General features: G+C 62.1%; 13 protein-coding genes and 1 pseudogene. 6 read left to right on the forward strand and 8 right to left on the reverse strand.

What is annotated here, in order from left to right; genetic code table 11:
• Nucleotides 1-5: 5 nt before the first annotated feature.
• The gene (locus ACZCWR_RS28490; protein WP_487305014.1) at nt 6-929 is read right to left on the reverse strand and encodes a DNA-3-methyladenine glycosylase family protein; all 924 of its coding nucleotides are present in this window, start codon (nt 927-929) and stop codon (nt 6-8) included.
• A 121-nt stretch (nt 930-1,050) separates the two neighbouring features.
• Here ACZCWR_RS28490 and ACZCWR_RS28495 point away from each other — a divergent pair, with 121 nt between their 5' ends.
• The gene (locus tag ACZCWR_RS28495) at nt 1,051-1,176 is read left to right on the forward strand and encodes a hypothetical protein (protein ID WP_487305015.1); all 126 of its coding nucleotides are present in this window, start codon (nt 1,051-1,053) and stop codon (nt 1,174-1,176) included.
• Between the two features lie 7 nt (nt 1,177-1,183).
• On the opposite strand, the gene ACZCWR_RS28500 is transcribed toward ACZCWR_RS28495, so the two are convergent.
• A complete protein-coding gene (locus ACZCWR_RS28500; protein WP_487305016.1) occupies nt 1,184-1,546 on the reverse strand; it encodes a hypothetical protein in 363 nt (120 codons plus the stop codon).
• Between the two features lie 75 nt (nt 1,547-1,621).
• On the reverse strand, nt 1,622-2,371 hold the full coding sequence (locus tag ACZCWR_RS28505; RefSeq protein WP_487305017.1) for a GntR family transcriptional regulator: 750 nt from the start codon (nt 2,369-2,371) through the stop codon (nt 1,622-1,624).
• 164 nt (nt 2,372-2,535) lie between these two features.
• On the opposite strand from ACZCWR_RS28505, the gene ACZCWR_RS28510 reads away from it, so the two are divergent.
• The 5 genes and pseudogenes from ACZCWR_RS28510 to ACZCWR_RS28530 all read left to right on the forward strand — a co-directional run bounded on the left by ACZCWR_RS28510 (nt 2,536) and on the right by ACZCWR_RS28530 (nt 10,170).
• On the forward strand, nt 2,536-3,756 hold the full coding sequence (locus tag ACZCWR_RS28510) for a pyridoxal-phosphate-dependent aminotransferase family protein (protein ID WP_487305018.1): 1,221 nt from the start codon (nt 2,536-2,538) through the stop codon (nt 3,754-3,756).
• A pseudogene (locus tag ACZCWR_RS28515) lies at nt 3,753-4,516 on the forward strand (2-keto-4-pentenoate hydratase). The gene ACZCWR_RS28510 and the pseudogene ACZCWR_RS28515 overlap by 4 nt, the downstream one beginning before the upstream one ends.
• A gap of 23 nt (nt 4,517-4,539) precedes the next feature.
• Nucleotides 4,540-7,554 (forward strand): FAD-binding and (Fe-S)-binding domain-containing protein, encoded by a 3,015-nt coding sequence (locus ACZCWR_RS28520; protein WP_487305019.1) that lies wholly within the window; start codon nt 4,540-4,542, stop codon nt 7,552-7,554.
• 31 nt (nt 7,555-7,585) lie between these two features.
• The gene (locus ACZCWR_RS28525) at nt 7,586-8,872 is read left to right on the forward strand and encodes an MFS transporter (RefSeq protein ID WP_487305020.1); all 1,287 of its coding nucleotides are present in this window, start codon (nt 7,586-7,588) and stop codon (nt 8,870-8,872) included.
• Nucleotides 8,873-8,940: 68 nt separating this feature from the next.
• Nucleotides 8,941-10,170, forward strand: coding sequence for a CaiB/BaiF CoA transferase family protein (locus tag ACZCWR_RS28530; RefSeq protein WP_487305021.1), 1,230 nt, complete (start codon nt 8,941-8,943; stop codon nt 10,168-10,170).
• A 124-nt stretch (nt 10,171-10,294) separates the two neighbouring features.
• Here the strand turns inward: ACZCWR_RS28530 and ACZCWR_RS28535 are convergent, their stop codons facing one another.
• From ACZCWR_RS28535 to ACZCWR_RS28555, 5 genes are all read right to left on the reverse strand, one after another.
• Complete coding sequence (locus tag ACZCWR_RS28535) at nt 10,295-11,347, reverse strand: FUSC family protein (RefSeq protein WP_487305022.1); 1,053 nt, start codon at nt 11,345-11,347, stop codon at nt 10,295-10,297.
• Between the two features lie 109 nt (nt 11,348-11,456).
• Nucleotides 11,457-13,040, reverse strand: coding sequence for a sensor domain-containing diguanylate cyclase (locus ACZCWR_RS28540; RefSeq protein WP_487305023.1), 1,584 nt, complete (start codon nt 13,038-13,040; stop codon nt 11,457-11,459).
• Nucleotides 13,041-13,297: 257 nt separating this feature from the next.
• Complete coding sequence (locus tag ACZCWR_RS28545) at nt 13,298-14,101, reverse strand: hypothetical protein (protein ID WP_487305024.1); 804 nt, start codon at nt 14,099-14,101, stop codon at nt 13,298-13,300.
• A 206-nt stretch (nt 14,102-14,307) separates the two neighbouring features.
• Nucleotides 14,308-15,630, reverse strand: a complete 1,323-nt coding sequence (locus tag ACZCWR_RS28550) for an MFS transporter (protein ID WP_487305025.1) — start codon at nt 15,628-15,630, stop codon at nt 14,308-14,310.
• A 158-nt stretch (nt 15,631-15,788) separates the two neighbouring features.
• Nucleotides 15,789-16,871: a tartrate dehydrogenase gene (locus tag ACZCWR_RS28555; protein WP_487305026.1), complete on the reverse strand. Its 1,083-nt coding sequence runs from the start codon at nt 16,869-16,871 to the stop codon at nt 15,789-15,791.
• Nucleotides 16,872-16,909: the final 38 nt, after the last annotated feature.

The following is a 16,909-nucleotide window of genomic DNA, read 5'->3' on the forward strand; positions in this document are numbered from 1 at the left end:
AAAATTCAACCGCCTCGCGCGGTTCCGGTTTCCATTGCCACACCGTTCCACAGATGCATCGCCGCGTAGGCGCGCCACGGCCGCCAGCGCTCCGTGTGCGCACGCTGTTGCGCGGGTTTGAGCAGCGATGGATCGCGCCGCGCGATGGCCTGCATCAGCACGAGGTCGGCATCGGGCCAGGCGTCGGAATCGCGTAGCGCGCGCATGGCCACATAGCCGACCGTCCACGGGCCAATGCCGGGCATCGCGAGCAGATCGCGCTTGAGGGTTTCGTGATCCGCGCCCGGCGTATCCAATGGCAATTCGCCGCTTGCGACCGCGCGCGCGAAGTTCTGCACGGCCTCGATGCGCCGCGTCGGCATGCCGATTTTCTCGAGGTCGGCATCCGCGAGTTCGGCCGGCGTCGGAAAGCGCCACGCGGTGCCTTCGTGCACATGACCCGCGATGCGGCGTCCGGCCCGTTGCACGATGCGGTTCACGATCGTCGATGCGCCTTTCACGCTGACCTGCTGCCCCACGATGGTCCGCACGACCAGTTCGAACCCCGACCATGCGCCCGGCACGCGCAGACCGGGTGCGGCTTCGACGAGTGGCGCGAGCAACGGATCGAGCGACAGGCAACGGCCGATCTCCTGCGGGTCCGCATGCAGATCGAACATCCGCGCGAGCGGCGCGGCGATCTCGTTCGCGTGATGGCGTGCATCGCCATCGATCGTGACGACGAGCCGATGCTTGCGCGCATGCGGCCGCGCTTCCAGCGTGCCGTCCGCGCCGTTCCACTCGATCGCGCGCCGGTACACACCGTCTTCGACCGACTCGACGCCCGCCGACGCGCGTCCGCCGATGAATTTCAACATGCGTGTCCAGTCGAACGGGCGCTTGAACGGCAATTCGAGCGTGGCGATGTCTGAAGAAGTGGTCGATTGCATTTTGAATGCGGAATGCTTAATGCAAACAGCGCGGAGAAGAATGAGCGCACATGGTACTCCGCTCATTCTTCTCTAAGTTTCAATGCCGACAATGCTGTTCATGGAAAACAAGGAGCCGGACATGAACAGCATCTCGATCAGCATTTTCGCTATCGTCATTACCGCCGCGCTTGCGTTGGTCGCGCCGGTCACGCATTACGTGCAGCATGAAAGAGTCGTGCTGTCGGCACATGGCCGCTGGGTGTGAATCGCATTCAAGGACGCCGCGCGACATCCATCGAGCTTGCGCTCAAAAGCTGGCGAAACTCGGCATCGTAAGACAACGACTGCCGTGCGCCCGCGACGATCTGCGAGCGCCGCTCCCATTGATCCGAACGCACCACGCAGCGCGAGAGAATGTCGGTATAAACGGGCCGCAGGTCTTCATCGTCATGCGCCGCCGTGTAGCGGGCAATGCGCGCCTTCTCGTCATGCGTCAGGTCGCGCGTGAGACATTCCACGGTCTCGCGATCCGTTGCCGCTTGCGAATCGTTGTAGTCTTCTTCGTAATATCGCGTGAAGCCCGCGATGACGAGTGCGACGCCTAACGCAGTCCCTGCCCAGCGCATTTTGTTCATGTTATTTTCCCGTCCAGGCGCCCGAGGCCAATACCCCAGGCTTGTGCCCGACGTTAGGGGAAATAACCCGATCGTTCAGTCGGCAGCCGCACGCTGCTTAGTCTTTCTTGCCGGCGTTGCCGCCTTGACCGTCGATAGCGTGCGTTCGGCCAGCACCGCATCGCGCTTGCTCAACAAATGCTTGCGCATGATGTCTCCCATGCGCCGGCCATCGCGCGCATCCAATGCTTCGAGCATCTCTTCGTGATCGCGAATCGCGCTATCCCATTTGGGCGTCTGAAAGTTGGAGCGAAAACGCAAGGCCATGAGCCGCCGATTGATCGACACATACGTTTGCCGCAGTGCGCCATTGCGCGCGGCTTCGTTGATCTTGTCGTGAATGGCCTGATTGCGGCTGTAATAGCCGGACAGATCGTTCTGCGCACGGCACGCGAGCATGGCGTAATGCAATGACTTGATCTCGGCGATCTCCGCCTGCGTGATGCGTTCGCAAGCGAGTTCTCCCGAGAATGCTTCGAGCCCGCTCATCAACTCGAACATTTCGCGTATCTCAAGCTCGCTCATTTGCGATACCGATGCACCCCGGTTCGGCGATATCTCGATCAGCCCTTCGGCGGCCAGCACCTTGAGCGCTTCACGCAGCGGCGTGCGTGAGATGCCGAGCGTCTCGCACAGCGTGCGTTCATTGAGCTTCGCGCCAGGCGCGAGCAGTCCTTCGACGACGAAATTGCGCAAGTGATCGACCACCGTGTCATGCAGGCGCAGGCGTTCCAGCTTCGGCAGCGTCGAAGAAAAGCGTGCATCGGGCAAATCTGGATTTTGCATTCAAAACCTCACAGTTCCATTTCGGCAAGTTTATCCCAGCCGGACCGGAAAAAACCGCCAAGGGGTTATCCCTAGGCCGTTCGGCCTATATATCCCTTTGCTCGTCTGATCGCCTGCGCTACAGTATTTTGCATGCAAAATTCAATTTTTGAGGATTTGCGCACATGCTGAAGCTCGACTTTCATCCCGCCGGACGCCACTTCCTGCAAATTCCCGGACCGAGCCCCGTTCCCGATCGCATCTTGCGTGCAATGTCCTATCCGACGATCGACCATCGCGGTCCCGAGTTCGGCGCGTTAGGCCTAACGGTGCTGGACGGCATCAAGAAAATATTCAAGACGAGCGAACCGGTCGTGATCTATCCGGCATCGGGCACCGGCGCGTGGGAAGCGGCGCTGTGCAACACGCTGAGTCCGGGCGATGCGGTGCTCATGTTCGAGACCGGCCAGTTCGCCACGCTCTGGAAAAAGATGGCGGAAAACCTCGGTCTCAAGCCCGAGTTTCTCGGCCTGCCCGGTATCGAAGGCTGGCGGCGTGGCGTGCAGGCCGACATGATCGGGAAGCGCCTGCGCGAAGACTCGCAGCATGCGATCAAGGCCGTATGCGTCGTGCATAACGAGACTTCGACGGGCGTTACCTCCGACATCGCCGCCGTGCGCCGCGCAATCGACGACGCCGGGCATCCCGCGCTGCTGATGGTGGACACCATCTCGGGCCTTGCATCCGCCGATTACCGGCATGACGAATGGGGCGTGGACGTGACCGTTTCCGGCTCGCAGAAGGGCCTGATGCTGCCGCCGGGCATCAGCTTCAACGCGGTCTCGGAGAAGGCGCGTGAGGCCTCGAAACATGCCACGTTGCCGCGTGCGTTCTGGGACTGGAAAGAGATCATCGAGATGAACAAGCAGGGCTATTGGCCCTACACGCCGAACACGAATCTGCTGTATGGCCTCGCGGAATCGCTCGACATGATTCTCGGCGAAGGGCTCGACAACGTGTTCGCGCGTCATCAACGCCTGGCGGCGGCATGCCGTGCAGCGGTCACGGCCTGGGGACTTGAGATTCAGTGCGCGGACCCGGCGGTTTATTCGCCCGTTCTGACGGGTGTGATGATGCCGGAAGGCGTCGATGCGGACGCCGTGCGCAAGATCATCTACGAGCATTTCGACCTGTCGCTGGGCACGGGGCTGGGCAAGGTGAAGGGACGCATGTTCCGCATCGGTCATCTCGGCGATTGCAACGATCTCACGCTCATGGCCGCGCTGACCGGATGCGAAATGGGCCTGAAACTCGCGGGCGTGGACCTCGAAAGCAGCGGCGTGGTCGCGGCGATGGACTATCTGACGAGCCATGCTGCCAAGCCCGCGCTGAAGGCGGCTGCATGAGCGCCGCCTTCGATGCCCATGCGCTCGCGCGTCTCTTCGTCGAGGCACGTGCCCGACGTGCGCAACTCGATACCTTGCCCGACCACGCGCGTCCCGCAAATTTAAACGATGCTTATGCCGCCCAGAAAGCGACATTGCATGCATTAGACGTGAACGCAGCGGGCTGGAAGGTCGGCTCGAAAACGGTTGACGGTCCCATTCAGGGAGCGCCCTTGCCGGCGGACGGTGTTCACGCTTCGGGCGCGCGCGTGTCGCGGCATGCATTCGGCAAGGCAGGACTGGAACTCGAAGTGGCGTTTCGTTTCAATCGTAGCTTCGATGCGTCCAGCGGACCTTATGAGGATGGCGAAATATTGAGCGCCATCGAATCCGTGCATGCCACGATCGAAGTCGTCGCGAGCCGCTTCGCGGCATGGCCCGATGTGGACAAGCTCTGGCAACTCGCCGATCTGCAAAACCACGGCGCGCTGATCGTGGGCGAGGGCGTGCCTTACGACGAGGCGTTTCCCTTCGTCTCGCCTGCGATGACCTTCACGCTCGAAGGCCGTCCGCTTTTCGGTGGCAAGCCGGCGAATCCGGCGGGCGATCCCGCAGGCTTCTGGCGTGGACGGTCAATCACAGCGTGGCGCAGGGCATTGCATTCGAACGCGGCACGCTTATCACGGCAGGCTCCTACACGGGACTCGCGTTACCGAGCGAAACCGGCCACGTGACCGGCGCGATAGAAGGCTTGCCGCCCGTCGAATTGCATTTTGCATAACGCATCACGCATTCAAAACGACGATGCTCAATTCCCCCACCGAACCGCTCGTCAAGCCCATTCGGCTGATGCCCGCATCGGGACGCGCGCCAACGCCGCTGCAAACGCGCCTCTCGCGCGAACTCAAGGGCGACGTGCTGTTCGACCGTGCCTCGCGGGGACGTTATTCGACCGATGCATCGATCTATCAGATCATGCCGGTCGGCGTCGTGGTGCCGATGGATCAGGCGGACTTGCGGCTGGCCTTGCACATCGCCCGCGACGCTCACGCAAGCGTGCTGGCGCGCGGCGCGGGCACGAGCCAGTGTGGGCAGACCGTGGGCGAGGCGCTCGTCATCGACACGAGCAAATGGCTCAACAGCATCGTTTCGTTCGACAAGGCGGCGCGCACGGTCACGGTCGAGCCGGGCATCGTGCTGGATCATCTGAACGCGTGGCTCAAGCCGCATGGACTGTGGTTTCCCGTCGATGTTTCGACAAGCGCGCAATGCACCATCGGCGGCATGGCGGGCAACAATTCGTGCGGCTCGCGCTCGATGGAATACGGCATCATGGTGCACAACGTGCATGCAATCGACGCGATCCTCGCCGATGGTCACGAGACGCGCTTCGGCAAGCTGTCCGCCATGAGCGACGACGCACGCACGCGCACGCTCATCGACGAAGTGCGGCGAATCGCGCTGCGTGAGCGAGACGAAATGCGCGAGCGCGTGCCGAAGGTATTGCGACGCGTCGCGGGCTACAACCTCGATCTGTTCGATTGCCAAAGCCCGCTGCCCTTCACGGACGATGACGAGCCGAACCTTTCCAGCTTGCTGGTCGGCTCCGAAGGCACACTCGCATTCAGCCGCCAGTTGACGCTAAAGCTCGCGCCTTTGCCCGTGCATAAAACGCTCGGCGTCGTGAACTTCCCGAGCTTCCACGATGCGATGGACATGACGCAGCACATCGTGAAGCTCGGACCTGTCGCCGTCGAACTGGTCGATCGCACGATGATCGATCTCGCCATGTCGAACCCCGCTTTCCGGCCCGTGATCGAGCGCGCGCTGGTCGGTGCGCCGCAAGCGGTGTTGCTGGTCGAATTCGCGGGCGCGGAGCGTGCGCCTCAGTTGCACAAGCTCGCGCAACTCGTCGAACTGATGGGCGATCTCGGTTTGCCCGGCGCCGTCGTCGAAATGCCCGATGCAGGTCCGCAAAAGGCCTTGTGGGAAGTGCGCAAGGCGGGGCTTAACATCATGATGAGCATGAAGGGCGACGGCAAGCCGGTGTCGTTCATCGAGGATTGCGCGGTGCCGCTCGAACATCTGGCGGAATACACGCGCAGACTCACCGATGTCTTCAGAAAGCACGGCACCGAAGGCACCTGGTATGCGCATGCGAGCGTCGGCACGCTGCACGTACGGCCGATTCTCGACATGCGCCGCGACGGCGCGCTGAAGATGCGCGCCATCGCCGAGGAAGCCAGCGCGATGGTGCGTGAATACAAGGGCGCCTATTCGGGCGAGCATGGCGACGGTTTGTGTCGCGGCGAATGGGTCGCGTGGCAATATGGACCGCGCATCAACGAGGCGTTTCGCGATATCAAGCGTCTGTTCGATCCCGAGAATCGCATGAGTCCGGACAGAATAGTTAGTCCGCCTAAGATGGACGACGCCGCGAATTTTCGCTTTCCACTGCGCTACCGCGAACAGGCGTTCGAACCTGCGCTCGATTGGTCGTCATGGAACGTGACGCGCGATCCGTTGACGGGTGAGGAGGGCGCAGCGGGTTCGGGCGGCGATCTCACGCACGGTCTCGCGAAAGCAGTGGAGATGTGCAACAACAACGGCCATTGCCGCAAGTTCGATGCAGGCACGATGTGTCCGAGCTATCGCATCACGCGAGACGAGCAACACGTCACGCGCGGACGTGCGAATACGCTGAGGCTCGCCCTGTCCGGGCAGCTCGGCGATGAAGGTCTCGCCAGCCGCGATGTCAAGGACGCGCTGGATCTCTGCGTCTCCTGCAAGGGATGCAAGCGCGATTGTCCGACGGGTGTCGATATGGCTCGCATGAAGATCGAGGCGCGCGCGGTCTGGGCAACGCGGCATGGTGTGAGCATGCGTGAACGTCTGGTTGCGTTTCTGCCGCGTTATGCGCCTCATGCAAGCCGCATGCGCGTGTTGAGCGCGGCGTTCGAAACGCGCATGCCGGGTGTCGCTGGATGGCTCAAAGCAAAGTTGGGTCTTGCACCACAACGCAGCTTTCCACGCTTCGCAGAGCCTTTTTTAAAGGATGCGATGCGTACGTCCCCGGCATCGTCGAAAAAGGAAGTGCTGCTTTTCGTCGATACCTTCAACAACTATATCGAGCCGGAAAACGCACGTGCGGCGCAGCGTGTACTCGAAGCCGCAGGCTATACGGTGCATGTGAACGTCAAAACTGGCGAGCGGCCTTTGTGTTGTGGTCGAACGTTTTTATCAGCAGGCCTGATCGATGAAGCAAAAGCCGAAGCGCGGCGCACGCTGGATACGCTGATGCCTTTCGTCGAGCGCGGTGTCTCGATCGTAGGCCTCGAGCCTTCGTGCCTGCTGTCCTTGCGCGACGAATTCCTGAGCTACGGCTACGGCGATGAAGCCATACGTCTGGCCGAATCCGCCTTGCTGTTCGAAGAGTTCCTTGTACGGGAGCAAGCACGGGGGCGCGTGAATCTCGCGCTCTCGCCGCTCGCGCAACAGAAAGCACTGCTGCACGGTCATTGTCATCAAAAGGCCTTCGATGCATTGCGTCCCGTCGAAACGGTATTGAAATGGATTCCCGGCCTCGAAGTCAGCACGATCGAATCGTCGTGCTGTGGCATGGCAGGCAGCTTCGGTTACGAGGCCGAGCATTACGAGGCATCGCAAGCGATGGCGGAACTCAAGCTGCTTCCCGCGATACGTGCGGCAGGCGATGCGTTGATCGTCGCGGATGGCACGAGCTGTCGTCATCAGATCGCGGATGGCGCGCATGTCAAGGCGTTGCATGTGGCACGTGTTCTGGATGCCGCGCTTAGTTAGTGAACCGAGGTTCATCCTTAAGGAGACGACGATGTTCCGCCGAGCCACCACGCGCGTTCTGCTGCTGCTGTGCGCGATGTATCTGATTACCTATATCGATCGCGTCAACGTGAGCACGGCGGCGAGTCAGTTCGGTGCGGAACTGGGTCTGTCGCACACGCAGATCGGTTTCGTCTTCTCCGCGTTCGCCTATCCGTATCTCGTGTTTCAGATCATCGGCGGATGGGTCGGCGACCGCTTCGGTCCGCGTCGCACGCTGACGGTGTGCGCGATCATCTGGGCGGGCGCGACCGTGCTCACGGGCCTCGCAGGCGGCTTCGTTTCGCTGATCGTCGCGCGCCTGCTGCTCGGTCTCGGCGAAGGTGCGACCTTTCCGACCGCGACGCGCGCCATGTCCAACTGGATGCCCGCCGATCAACGTGGTTTCGCGCAGGGCATCACGCATGCGGCTTCGCGCATCGGCAATGCGGTGGCGCCGCCGCTCATCGTGTGGCTGATGGTGTCCACGAGCTGGCGCGGTGCGTTCATCATCACAGGCATCGTGAGCTTTTTGTGGGCCATGGTGTGGGTCTTTTACTTCCGCGACAATCCGCGTGAACATCCGCGTATCACCGAAAGCGAATGTGCGACGCTCGCAAGTTATTCCGGCGTCAAGGAGCGTCCTGCGGTGCCATGGAAGAGGCTGTTCGCGCGCATGGCGCCAGTGACCGCCGTGTACTTCTGTTACGGCTGGGTGCTATGGCTTTTTCTCGGCTGGATTCCGCAATACTTCCTGCACAGCTATCACATGCATCTCGCACAGTCGGCGTTGTTCGCCTCGGGCGTGTTCTTCGCGGGCGTGCTGGGTGATTGGCTGGGCGGCGCGGTGACCGACCGCATCCTGCGCAAGAGCGGTAACGTGCGCCGCGCGCGCAACGCGATGGTCGCGGTCTGCATGTTCCTCACCTTGCTTTCGCTGGCGCCCATCATGCTGGTTTCCGATATCTCCGTCACGTTCGCGGCGCTGTGCCTGTCCGCCGGTTTCTTCTTCAATGAGATGACTATCGGCCCGATGTGGGCCGTGCCGATGGATATCGCGCCGAGGCATTCGGGAACGGCATCCGGCATTATGAATTCAGGTTCCGCGCTCGCGGCGATCATCAGTCCCGTGGTCGGCGGCTGGCTGATCGACCGTACCGGCAACTGGAACCTGCCATTCACCGTCTCGATGATCCTGATGGCGGCGGGCATCGTGCTGTCTTTCACGATGCGTCCCGATCGCGTGCTCGAATCCGAAGGCGCGCAAGCACCGGCCACGCCTGCCAGCAAATACGTGTGAGCCGCCGCGTTCGGTTTATCGCATTTTGAATGCAAAGAACCAGAGACCACGAGCGAGGATCGTCGAAGATGGCAGAGAAAGCAACGAAAGGAGAAGGCCCGCTCGCCGGCATGCGCGTGATCGAACTTGCGCACATCATGTCCGGCCCGATCTGCGGAATGATGCTCGCGGACATGGGCGCGGATGTCATCAAGGTCGAGAAAATACCGGGCGGGGACGACTGCCGCCGCTTCGCGCCGACGCTGCCGTCCGGCGAGTCGGCGGCCTTCATGATCGTCAACCGGAACAAGCGCGGCATCGCGTTGAATCTCAAGACGGAAGGCGGCAAAGCTGTGCTCAGGAAGATGCTCGCGAGCGCCGATGTCGTCACTGAAAATTATCGGCGCGGCACCATGGAAAAGCTCGGCATGGGTTACGACACGCTGAAGGAACTGAACCCGGGTCTGATCTATTGCGCGATCTCGGGTTACGGGCGTACCGGGCCGATGGCGGACAAAGGCGGCTTCGATCTGATCGCGCAGGGCCTGAGCGGTCTCATGAGCATGACGGGCGAACCGGGTCAGGCGCCGATCAAGGCCGGCTCGCCCGTGACAGATATCAACGCGGGCATTCTGGCGGCGCTCGGCATCAGCGCCGCGTATGCGCAAAGGCAGCGCACGGGGCGCGGGCAGATGGTGGATACGTCGCTCTTCGAAGCGGGCCTGCAGCAGATGTACTGGGCTTTCGCCAGCTATTTCGCCGATGGCACCGTGCTGGAGAAGGTCGGTTCGGCGAACCCGACCAGCGCGCCCTATCAGGCGTTCCGCACGCGCGATGGCTGGATCAACATCGGCGCGGCAAACCAGGGCAATTACGAGCGTCTCCTCAACGCGCTGAATATTCAAGGTCTTTCGGATGACGAACGATTCAGCACGAACGCCGGCCGCCTGAAGCATCGAGAGGCGCTGGTCGAGATTCTCACGGCACGTCTCGTCGAGCGCACCACGGATGAGTGGCTCGCCTGCTTCGATGAGATCGGTCTGCCCAGTGGCGCGGTGCTGAGCGTGCCGGAAGCGGCGTCGCACGAACAGGCGCTGGCGCGCGGCATGATCGTCGAGACGATGCATCCGCTTGCCGGACCGATGCGCGGCATCGGCCTCCCGATCCATTTTTCCGATGGCTGCGAAAGGGCGTCGCGCCCCGCGCCCTTGCTGGGGCAGCACAGCGCCGAGGTGCTCGCCGAATATGGTTTCGACGAAGCCCGCATCCGGGCGCTGAAGGACGAAGGTGCGGTGCTGGAAACTGATGCGACAAGGTGAGCGGTGGTCGATTGCATTCATCATGCAAAAAACTGGCGGCTAACGTGACCGGCCATTCCACCTCGTCCGCCCGAATGACATGGCGGAGGCTTGTCCCGCTAGTTTCGTTCTTTGAATGCAGAATTCAATCGCGCGTCGCCTGCGGCTCGGGATAGATTGCGGAAATCATCGCATCCAGATCGATCGCGATTAGCCCGATCACGAAATGCGCCACGTCGTGATCGTCTTCATGCTGCACATGCGTCCTGATCGTCGCGACCAGCGTGTGCGATGCCGCGCGGGCGCGCTCGATGTCGGCCTCATGCGTGTCCGTCGTGTCGATGGCGTCCGCCAGTGCGTCGAAGATGTCCTGCAAGGCGTGCGCGTCGTCATGAAAGCGGCGCGCGCATTCGGTGCGATCATCGCGTGACACCGCCTTGGCGAGAAACTGGGTGTCGCTGTGCAGACGGCGCAGGAACGGCGCGGCCTTGTCGATCGCGTCCGCGCGTCCGCTTTGCAGCGGCACGATGATGTGTTCGCGTTGCGCCTCCTGCAGCGCATCGTCCAGCGCTTGCTGAGAACGCGTGCTGCGTGCTTCGAGCGTCTGTGCGCGGGCGGCATCGTCCTGTGCGGAGAGATGCAGGCTCACGAGTTGCCCGAGGCTTCGCAAGGTATCGGCGACGCATCGATGCGCGCTTTTCAGCGCACGATTCGGAAACAGCACGGCCACCACGAATGCGGACGCGGCGCCGATCATGATCTCCAGCACCCGATGCAGCGGCCGCTGATAGTACGGCCCGGCCTGCGCGGGAATCAGCACCACGATCACGAGCGTGACGCACGCGAGCCGCAGCGCGGGACGTTCGGCGGCCAGCGCGGCAAGCGGCACGAGCGCGATCACGAACACGGCGAGCGGGGCCGCGCCCTGATCGATCGCGATGACCCCGAGCATGCCCACCACGCCGCCGATGAACGCGCCGATGATCTGGTCGCGCGCAGTGCCGATCGCCTGCGTGAGACTCGGCTGCGTGACGACGACCAGCGTCGTGATGAGCGCCCAGTACCCTTCGGGCAAGGCGGCGAGCCGTGCCGCGCCGTAGCTGATCGCGCAACCGGCGAGCGTTCGCGCGAGGCGCCGCGCCTCGGGCCGTCCGAATGTCATGGGAAGCCAGTCGCGGATCGAATTCAGCGTGCTCATGCGGTCCGGTGATCGAATGATTCGAAGGAAGTGCAGCGCCATGCACAATGCATCATGCATGCAAAATTCAGAAGGGCAATAAACGCGCCCGAGCGTCAGACGTCAGGTATCAGGCGCCCGCGCCATCGACCATGCTGTCTTCGTGTATTGCGCGGTTCCGGCCCGTGCGTTTGGCGCGATAGAGCGCGGCATCGGCATTGTTGAGGAGTTGCAGCGCATCGTCGGTATGACGCGGAAACGCCGTCGCGCATCCGATGCTGATGGTCAGAATGCCGGTCGGGGATTCCCGATTGGGGATCTCCAGCGCTTCCATGCTGGCGCGCAATTGCTCGGCGAAGCGGACCGCGCCATGGGCCGGCGCGCCGACCAGCACGACCACGAATTCCTCGCCGCCATAGCGCGCCACGATATCGCCGGGACGCTTGATTGAATGTTGTATGCAATCGGCCACCGTCACGAGCGCGTCATCGCCCATTGCGTGACCGTAGGTATCGTTGTAAAGCTTGAAGTGATCGACATCGACGAACAAGGCGGAAAGCGGCTGATCCGTGCGCCGGGCGCGCCGCCATTCCTCGTCCAGCCGACGGTCCAGCGCACGCCGGTTCGACAGGCCCGTCAGTGAGTCGGTGCCCGCCAGTCGCTGCAACTTCTCCTGAGCGATGGCGCGCGAGCGCAAAGAAATGGCGAGCAGCCACGAAGTCATCACGAAGCCTGCGCCGAACATGAGCGTCAGGCCGCCGATGATGAGGCTGCGCTCCTGCCAGGACGCGAGCACATCGGCCTCGGCTGGCGCGACCACGGCGACGAGATGCGTGCCCGGCACCCGCGCGAAGTTGTAGATGCGACGCACGCCGTCGAACGCGGAAACCGATACATACGAACCAGAAGTCTGCGTGCTCATGACGTTGAAGGTCGGCGAACTGGCCACGGAACTTGCGGCGGACGCGGGCAAAGGAGGCTTGCGCGCGAGCATCAGTCCGTCTTGTTGCACGACGAACACCGAGCCCTTGGGTCCGAGCGTCACATGGGACAACAGCGTGCTGAAGTAGTCGATATCGAGCGCGATCACGGCGACGCCCGCGAACGAGCCGTCAGGCGCATCGATGCGTCGACTCAATGCGAGCGAATAGGCGCCGTGACGAAGCCTCGAACGATAAGGCGCGGAAATATAAAGTCCGACATTGGCACGTTCGGCGTGAACCTTGAAATAATCGCGGTCGCTGAACAACATATCCGGGTGCTTCCCGTCGTCGCGATCGATCACGATACGGCCTTGCGCATCCATCACGAATGCGCCGCCGACATAACTCACCGCGGTCGCGCCATCGAAAAGCACGAGCTTGCGCAGTGCGGGAGACAAGGCCATCACGTCGGGATTTTCGACGCCGCCAACAATGCTCTTTAGCGACAGGTCGCTCGTTTCTATGTTGCGGGCGATATCGGCGCTCAAGGTCGAGACCAGATTCGCGGATGCCTGATGCGCGTTTTGCAGCGCCTGCGCGCGGCCTTGCCAGAGCGCCGCAAACGAGAGCACGGCCATCGAAAGCGCGAGCGCGGTGCCGATCAGCCCCACGAGCACGGGATAGCGCGAGAAAACATCGGCGATGCGCATCGCGGCGCTGTTGTTGCGTCGTATCAGCCGACGGCCGACCGAGCGGCTTGTCCTGCGCACGGCATTGAATCCAAAGGGCATTCCTTTCTCCGGGATGCGGGATATTCCTTCACTCTCTCATCGCGGCGCCTCGTAGTCTTTCGAAGAAACATCACGAAACAGGGGATGGAAACGTCATGACATTCATGCGTGCACGATTGTAGCCCTTCAAAAGTGCCGTCGTTCGCGGTGAATTCGCCTGGCTTTCAACCCTTTGACATGGCGCGTGCGTTTAGCCAAAGACGCTAAGAATTCTTTAGCGCGCAAGCAAAACGCTGAGTAGAATTTAGACGCAAGACCTATTTGGCAAGTCTCAACTGCTTGGACACGATGGTGCCGTCCTTGCGATCGATGAGCCATACTTCATTCACGATACCTTGCAGCGAGGACGTTCTGCGCGTGATATCCGTGGGCTCCTCCTCGGTCGGATCGTTATGCTCGACGTCTTCGGTCAGGTAAGGCGGCTCGAGCGTGCACACCAGCACGATGGCGAAGTCGCCGTTGCGCGCATTCGTGATCGTGGGGCCACGCACGTTGCCTCTGACATTGGTCGGGGTGTCGTTGTCCGTTTGCAGCAGGATGGTGTCGAATGTCTGAATGAAACCCTTGGCCTTGGCTTCCGGCGCGATAACGAGCTTGCGTCCGCTTTGCCCCTTGACGGTTTGCTTGAGCAGAATTGCATTGGGTTGATCGGGCGACGCCAGCGAGACATTCACGCTCAATAGCTTGCGTCTGGACTCATAGCGCACGCCATATGAAGCCGGTATGACGAACAGGAATGTTCGGGCCGCCTGCCGATCGGTCGAAATACGCGTGCTGGCCGGTGTTCCCTTGCGGATCGACTGAATCGGATGTTCCAGCAGATTGCGCACGCGGCTCGTGATGGAAGGGGTGGCGCCGGACGGTCCCAAATGGCCGCGCAACGCATTGCGGACGTGCTCGGGGTCGTCGCCGGTGAAGTTTGGAGGGAGCGCATCGGCGGAACGCAGCGCGGACACGGGATCGTTGGTTTCGCCGCTGGAAAAGGCGGGTTGAGCCGCGCTCGCCGCATGAGCGCCGCTGGCCAGCGTGTTGTTCGCACCGAACGCGACGGGTGTGGCCACGTTGAGCGCCGCCCAAAGGCAAGCGCTGGCCAGTCCGGTGGTATTTCGCCTTCGCTTCGAAAAGAACCCGTCCATATCCATGAGACAGCGCCGTTCACGGTAAAGACGCTATCTTAAGACGAAGCCATGAAAGTGGCATGGAAGAAACCGGCGATACGGCAAGCATCGTGGCTTTTGGCATTTTGCATGCGTGATTTTGCATGCAATCACATTGGCCGAGCGGGTGACGGATGCTCCCGACCGCTTTTCCCCTTTCGGCTCAGCATCAGCGTGACGACGGACGACACAGCGAGTGTCGCGCCGACCACGTACAGGCCCGCTGCGTAGCCGCCCGTCGCGTTCTTGAGCCAACCGATCGCGAACGGACCGACGAAGCCGCCCAGATTGCCGACCGAATTGATCATCGCGATACCGGCGGCGGCGCCGGCACCCGAGAGGAACATGCTCGGCATGGCCCAGAGTGGGGCTTTTGCCGCGCTGATGCCGACATTCACCACGACCAGCGCCAGCACGATCAACACGGCTGTGTTCGCCTGACCCGCGAAAACGAAGCCGATGCAGGCAAGCGCGCAGGGAATGACCACGTGCCAGGTGCGTTCCTGAGTGCGGTCCGAATGCCGCGCCCACGCGATCATCGCGACCACCGCGATCACGCTCGGCACGGCATTGATGAAGCCGGTTTCCATCGCGCTGAAACCGAACTGGCGGATGATGAGCGGGGCCCACAAACCCAGCGTGTAGAGACCCGCGGACGTGCCGAAGTAGATCAGCGCCAGGGCCAGCACGCGTGGATCGCGCAGCGCGCTCAACGCGCCGGCGGTGTGGCCCGCGTGGCTTTCTTTCGCGTCGGCTTCCGCCTTGAGTTTCGTCACGAGCCACGTGCGTTCGTCGTCCGCGAGCCAGTGGGCTTTCGATGGCGTGTCGGTGAGGTATTTCAATACCACGAAGCCGAGCAGCACGGCGGGCACTGCCTCGATGATGTAGAGCGTCTGCCAGTCGGCGAGCCCGAAAACCGGTGGCAACTGCATGATGGCGCCGGAAAGCGGCGAGCCGATGGCAGTCGAGATCGGCGCGGCGGCCATGAACCATGCGGCCGCGACCGCGCGCTGCCTGGCCGGGAACCACAGGCTCAGATAAAGAATGACACCCGGAAAGAATCCCGCCTCGGCGACGCCAAGCAGAAAGCGCAGCGTATAGAAGCTGGCCGGTCCCGTGACGAACGCCGAGGCCACCGAGACTAAGCCCCACGTGATCATCACGCGTGCGATCCACAGGCGCGCGCCGACTTTATGCAAGATCAAGTTCGACGGCACTTCGAACAAAAAGTAGCCAATGAAGAAAAGCCCGCCGCCCAGACCGAACGCGGTCGGCGACAAACCAATGGCCTTGTTCATGGTCATCGCGGCGAACCCGACATTGACGCGATCGAGAAAGCTGACGAAGTACAACAGCATCACGAAAGGAATGATGCGTCGTGCGAGCTTGCGATTCACGCGGGCTTCGATATGCGGATCGATGCTGGTTTGCATGTGTCTCCTCCTCTGGAGGTCGAGCGGTGCTCTTATGGGAATGGGCGAACGCATCCACATCGCATGCAAAATGCAGAATGCATAACGCAATCGCATTGCATGCAATGTCTCCGGCCGCGCGCGGACGACCGGCTTTTACTGCGGTGAGCGTGTGTCGGTCAGGCGGCCGCTTCCACGCGTTCGATGAGCGTGCAGACGGCCCGTGTCACCTGCGCGGTGGTGGCCGTGCCGCCGAGATCGCCCGTGTGGAGCGACGGGTCGCCGGTGACGGTTTCGATGGCCGCCATCACGCGCTTCGCGGCATCGAATTCGCCGAGATGCTCCAGCAGCATCACCACCGACCAGAACGTGCCGATGGGATTGGCGAGCCCTCGGCCCATGATGTCGAACGCCGAACCGTGGATCGGCTCGAACATGGACGGATAGCGGCGCTCGGGATCGATATTGCCCGTCGGCGCGATGCCAAGGCTACCCGCGAGCGCGGCGGCCAGATCGCTCAGAATGTCCGCGTGCAGGTTGGTGGCGACGACGGTGTCCAGCGTGGCGGGCCGGTTGACCATGCGCGCGGTGGCGGCATCGACCAGTTCCTTGTCCCACTTCACGTCCGGAAACTCTTTGGACACCTGCAGCGCGATTTCGTCCCACATGACCATGGCGTGACGTTGCGCGTTGCTCTTGGTGATGACGGTAAGCAGCTTGCGGGGCCGCGACTGCGCCAATTTGAATGCAAAACGCATAATGCGTTCGACGCCGGCGCGGGTGAGGATCGAGACGTCGGTCGCGGCCTCGAGCGGGTGTCCCTGATGCACGCGGCCGCCGACGCCCGAATATTCACCCTCGGAGTTCTCGCGCACGATCACCCAGTTCAGATCCTCGGGTTTGCAGCGCTTCAACGGTGCGTCGATGCCCGGCAGGATGCGCGTCGGGCGCACGTTGGCGTACTGGTCGAGCCCCTGGCAGATTTTCAGGCGCAGACCCCACAAGGTGATGTGATCGGGCACGTCCGGGTCGCCCGCCGAGCCGAACAGGATCGCGTCCTTCTCGCGCAACGCGTCGAGCCCGTCTGCGGGCATCATCACGCCGTGTTCGCGGTAGTAGTCCGCACCCCAGTCGAAATCCTCGAAATTGAATTCAAAATCATGTGTGCATTTGGCGAGCGCTTCGAGCACTTGCTTGCCGGCCGGTACGACTTCCTTGCCAATGCCGTCACCGGGAATGGTCGCGATTCGGTAGGTCTTCATGTCTGTCTCCTGTCAGTGTTGAGTCTCGCCAAAGCGTG

It is taken from the genome of Caballeronia sp. A2-2 (genome assembly GCF_057612605.2).

Coding starts and splice junctions, on each gene's coding strand:
- ACZCWR_RS28490 (WP_487305014.1), bottom strand. CDS start 929: ATGCAATCGACCACTTCTTCAGACATCGCCACGCTCGAATTGCCGTTC.
- ACZCWR_RS28495 (WP_487305015.1), top strand. CDS start 1,051: ATGAACAGCATCTCGATCAGCATTTTCGCTATCGTCATTACCGCCGCG.
- ACZCWR_RS28500 (WP_487305016.1), bottom strand. CDS start 1,546: ATGAACAAAATGCGCTGGGCAGGGACTGCGTTAGGCGTCGCACTCGTC.
- ACZCWR_RS28505 (WP_487305017.1), bottom strand. CDS start 2,371: ATGCAAAATCCAGATTTGCCCGATGCACGCTTTTCTTCGACGCTGCCG.
- ACZCWR_RS28510 (WP_487305018.1), top strand. CDS start 2,536: ATGCTGAAGCTCGACTTTCATCCCGCCGGACGCCACTTCCTGCAAATT.
- ACZCWR_RS28520 (WP_487305019.1), top strand. CDS start 4,540: ATGCTCAATTCCCCCACCGAACCGCTCGTCAAGCCCATTCGGCTGATG.
- ACZCWR_RS28525 (WP_487305020.1), top strand. CDS start 7,586: ATGTTCCGCCGAGCCACCACGCGCGTTCTGCTGCTGCTGTGCGCGATG.
- ACZCWR_RS28530 (WP_487305021.1), top strand. CDS start 8,941: ATGGCAGAGAAAGCAACGAAAGGAGAAGGCCCGCTCGCCGGCATGCGC.
- ACZCWR_RS28535 (WP_487305022.1), bottom strand. CDS start 11,347: ATGAGCACGCTGAATTCGATCCGCGACTGGCTTCCCATGACATTCGGA.
- ACZCWR_RS28540 (WP_487305023.1), bottom strand. CDS start 13,040: ATGCCCTTTGGATTCAATGCCGTGCGCAGGACAAGCCGCTCGGTCGGC.
- ACZCWR_RS28550 (WP_487305025.1), bottom strand. CDS start 15,630: ATGCAAACCAGCATCGATCCGCATATCGAAGCCCGCGTGAATCGCAAG.
- ACZCWR_RS28555 (WP_487305026.1), bottom strand. CDS start 16,871: ATGAAGACCTACCGAATCGCGACCATTCCCGGTGACGGCATTGGCAAG.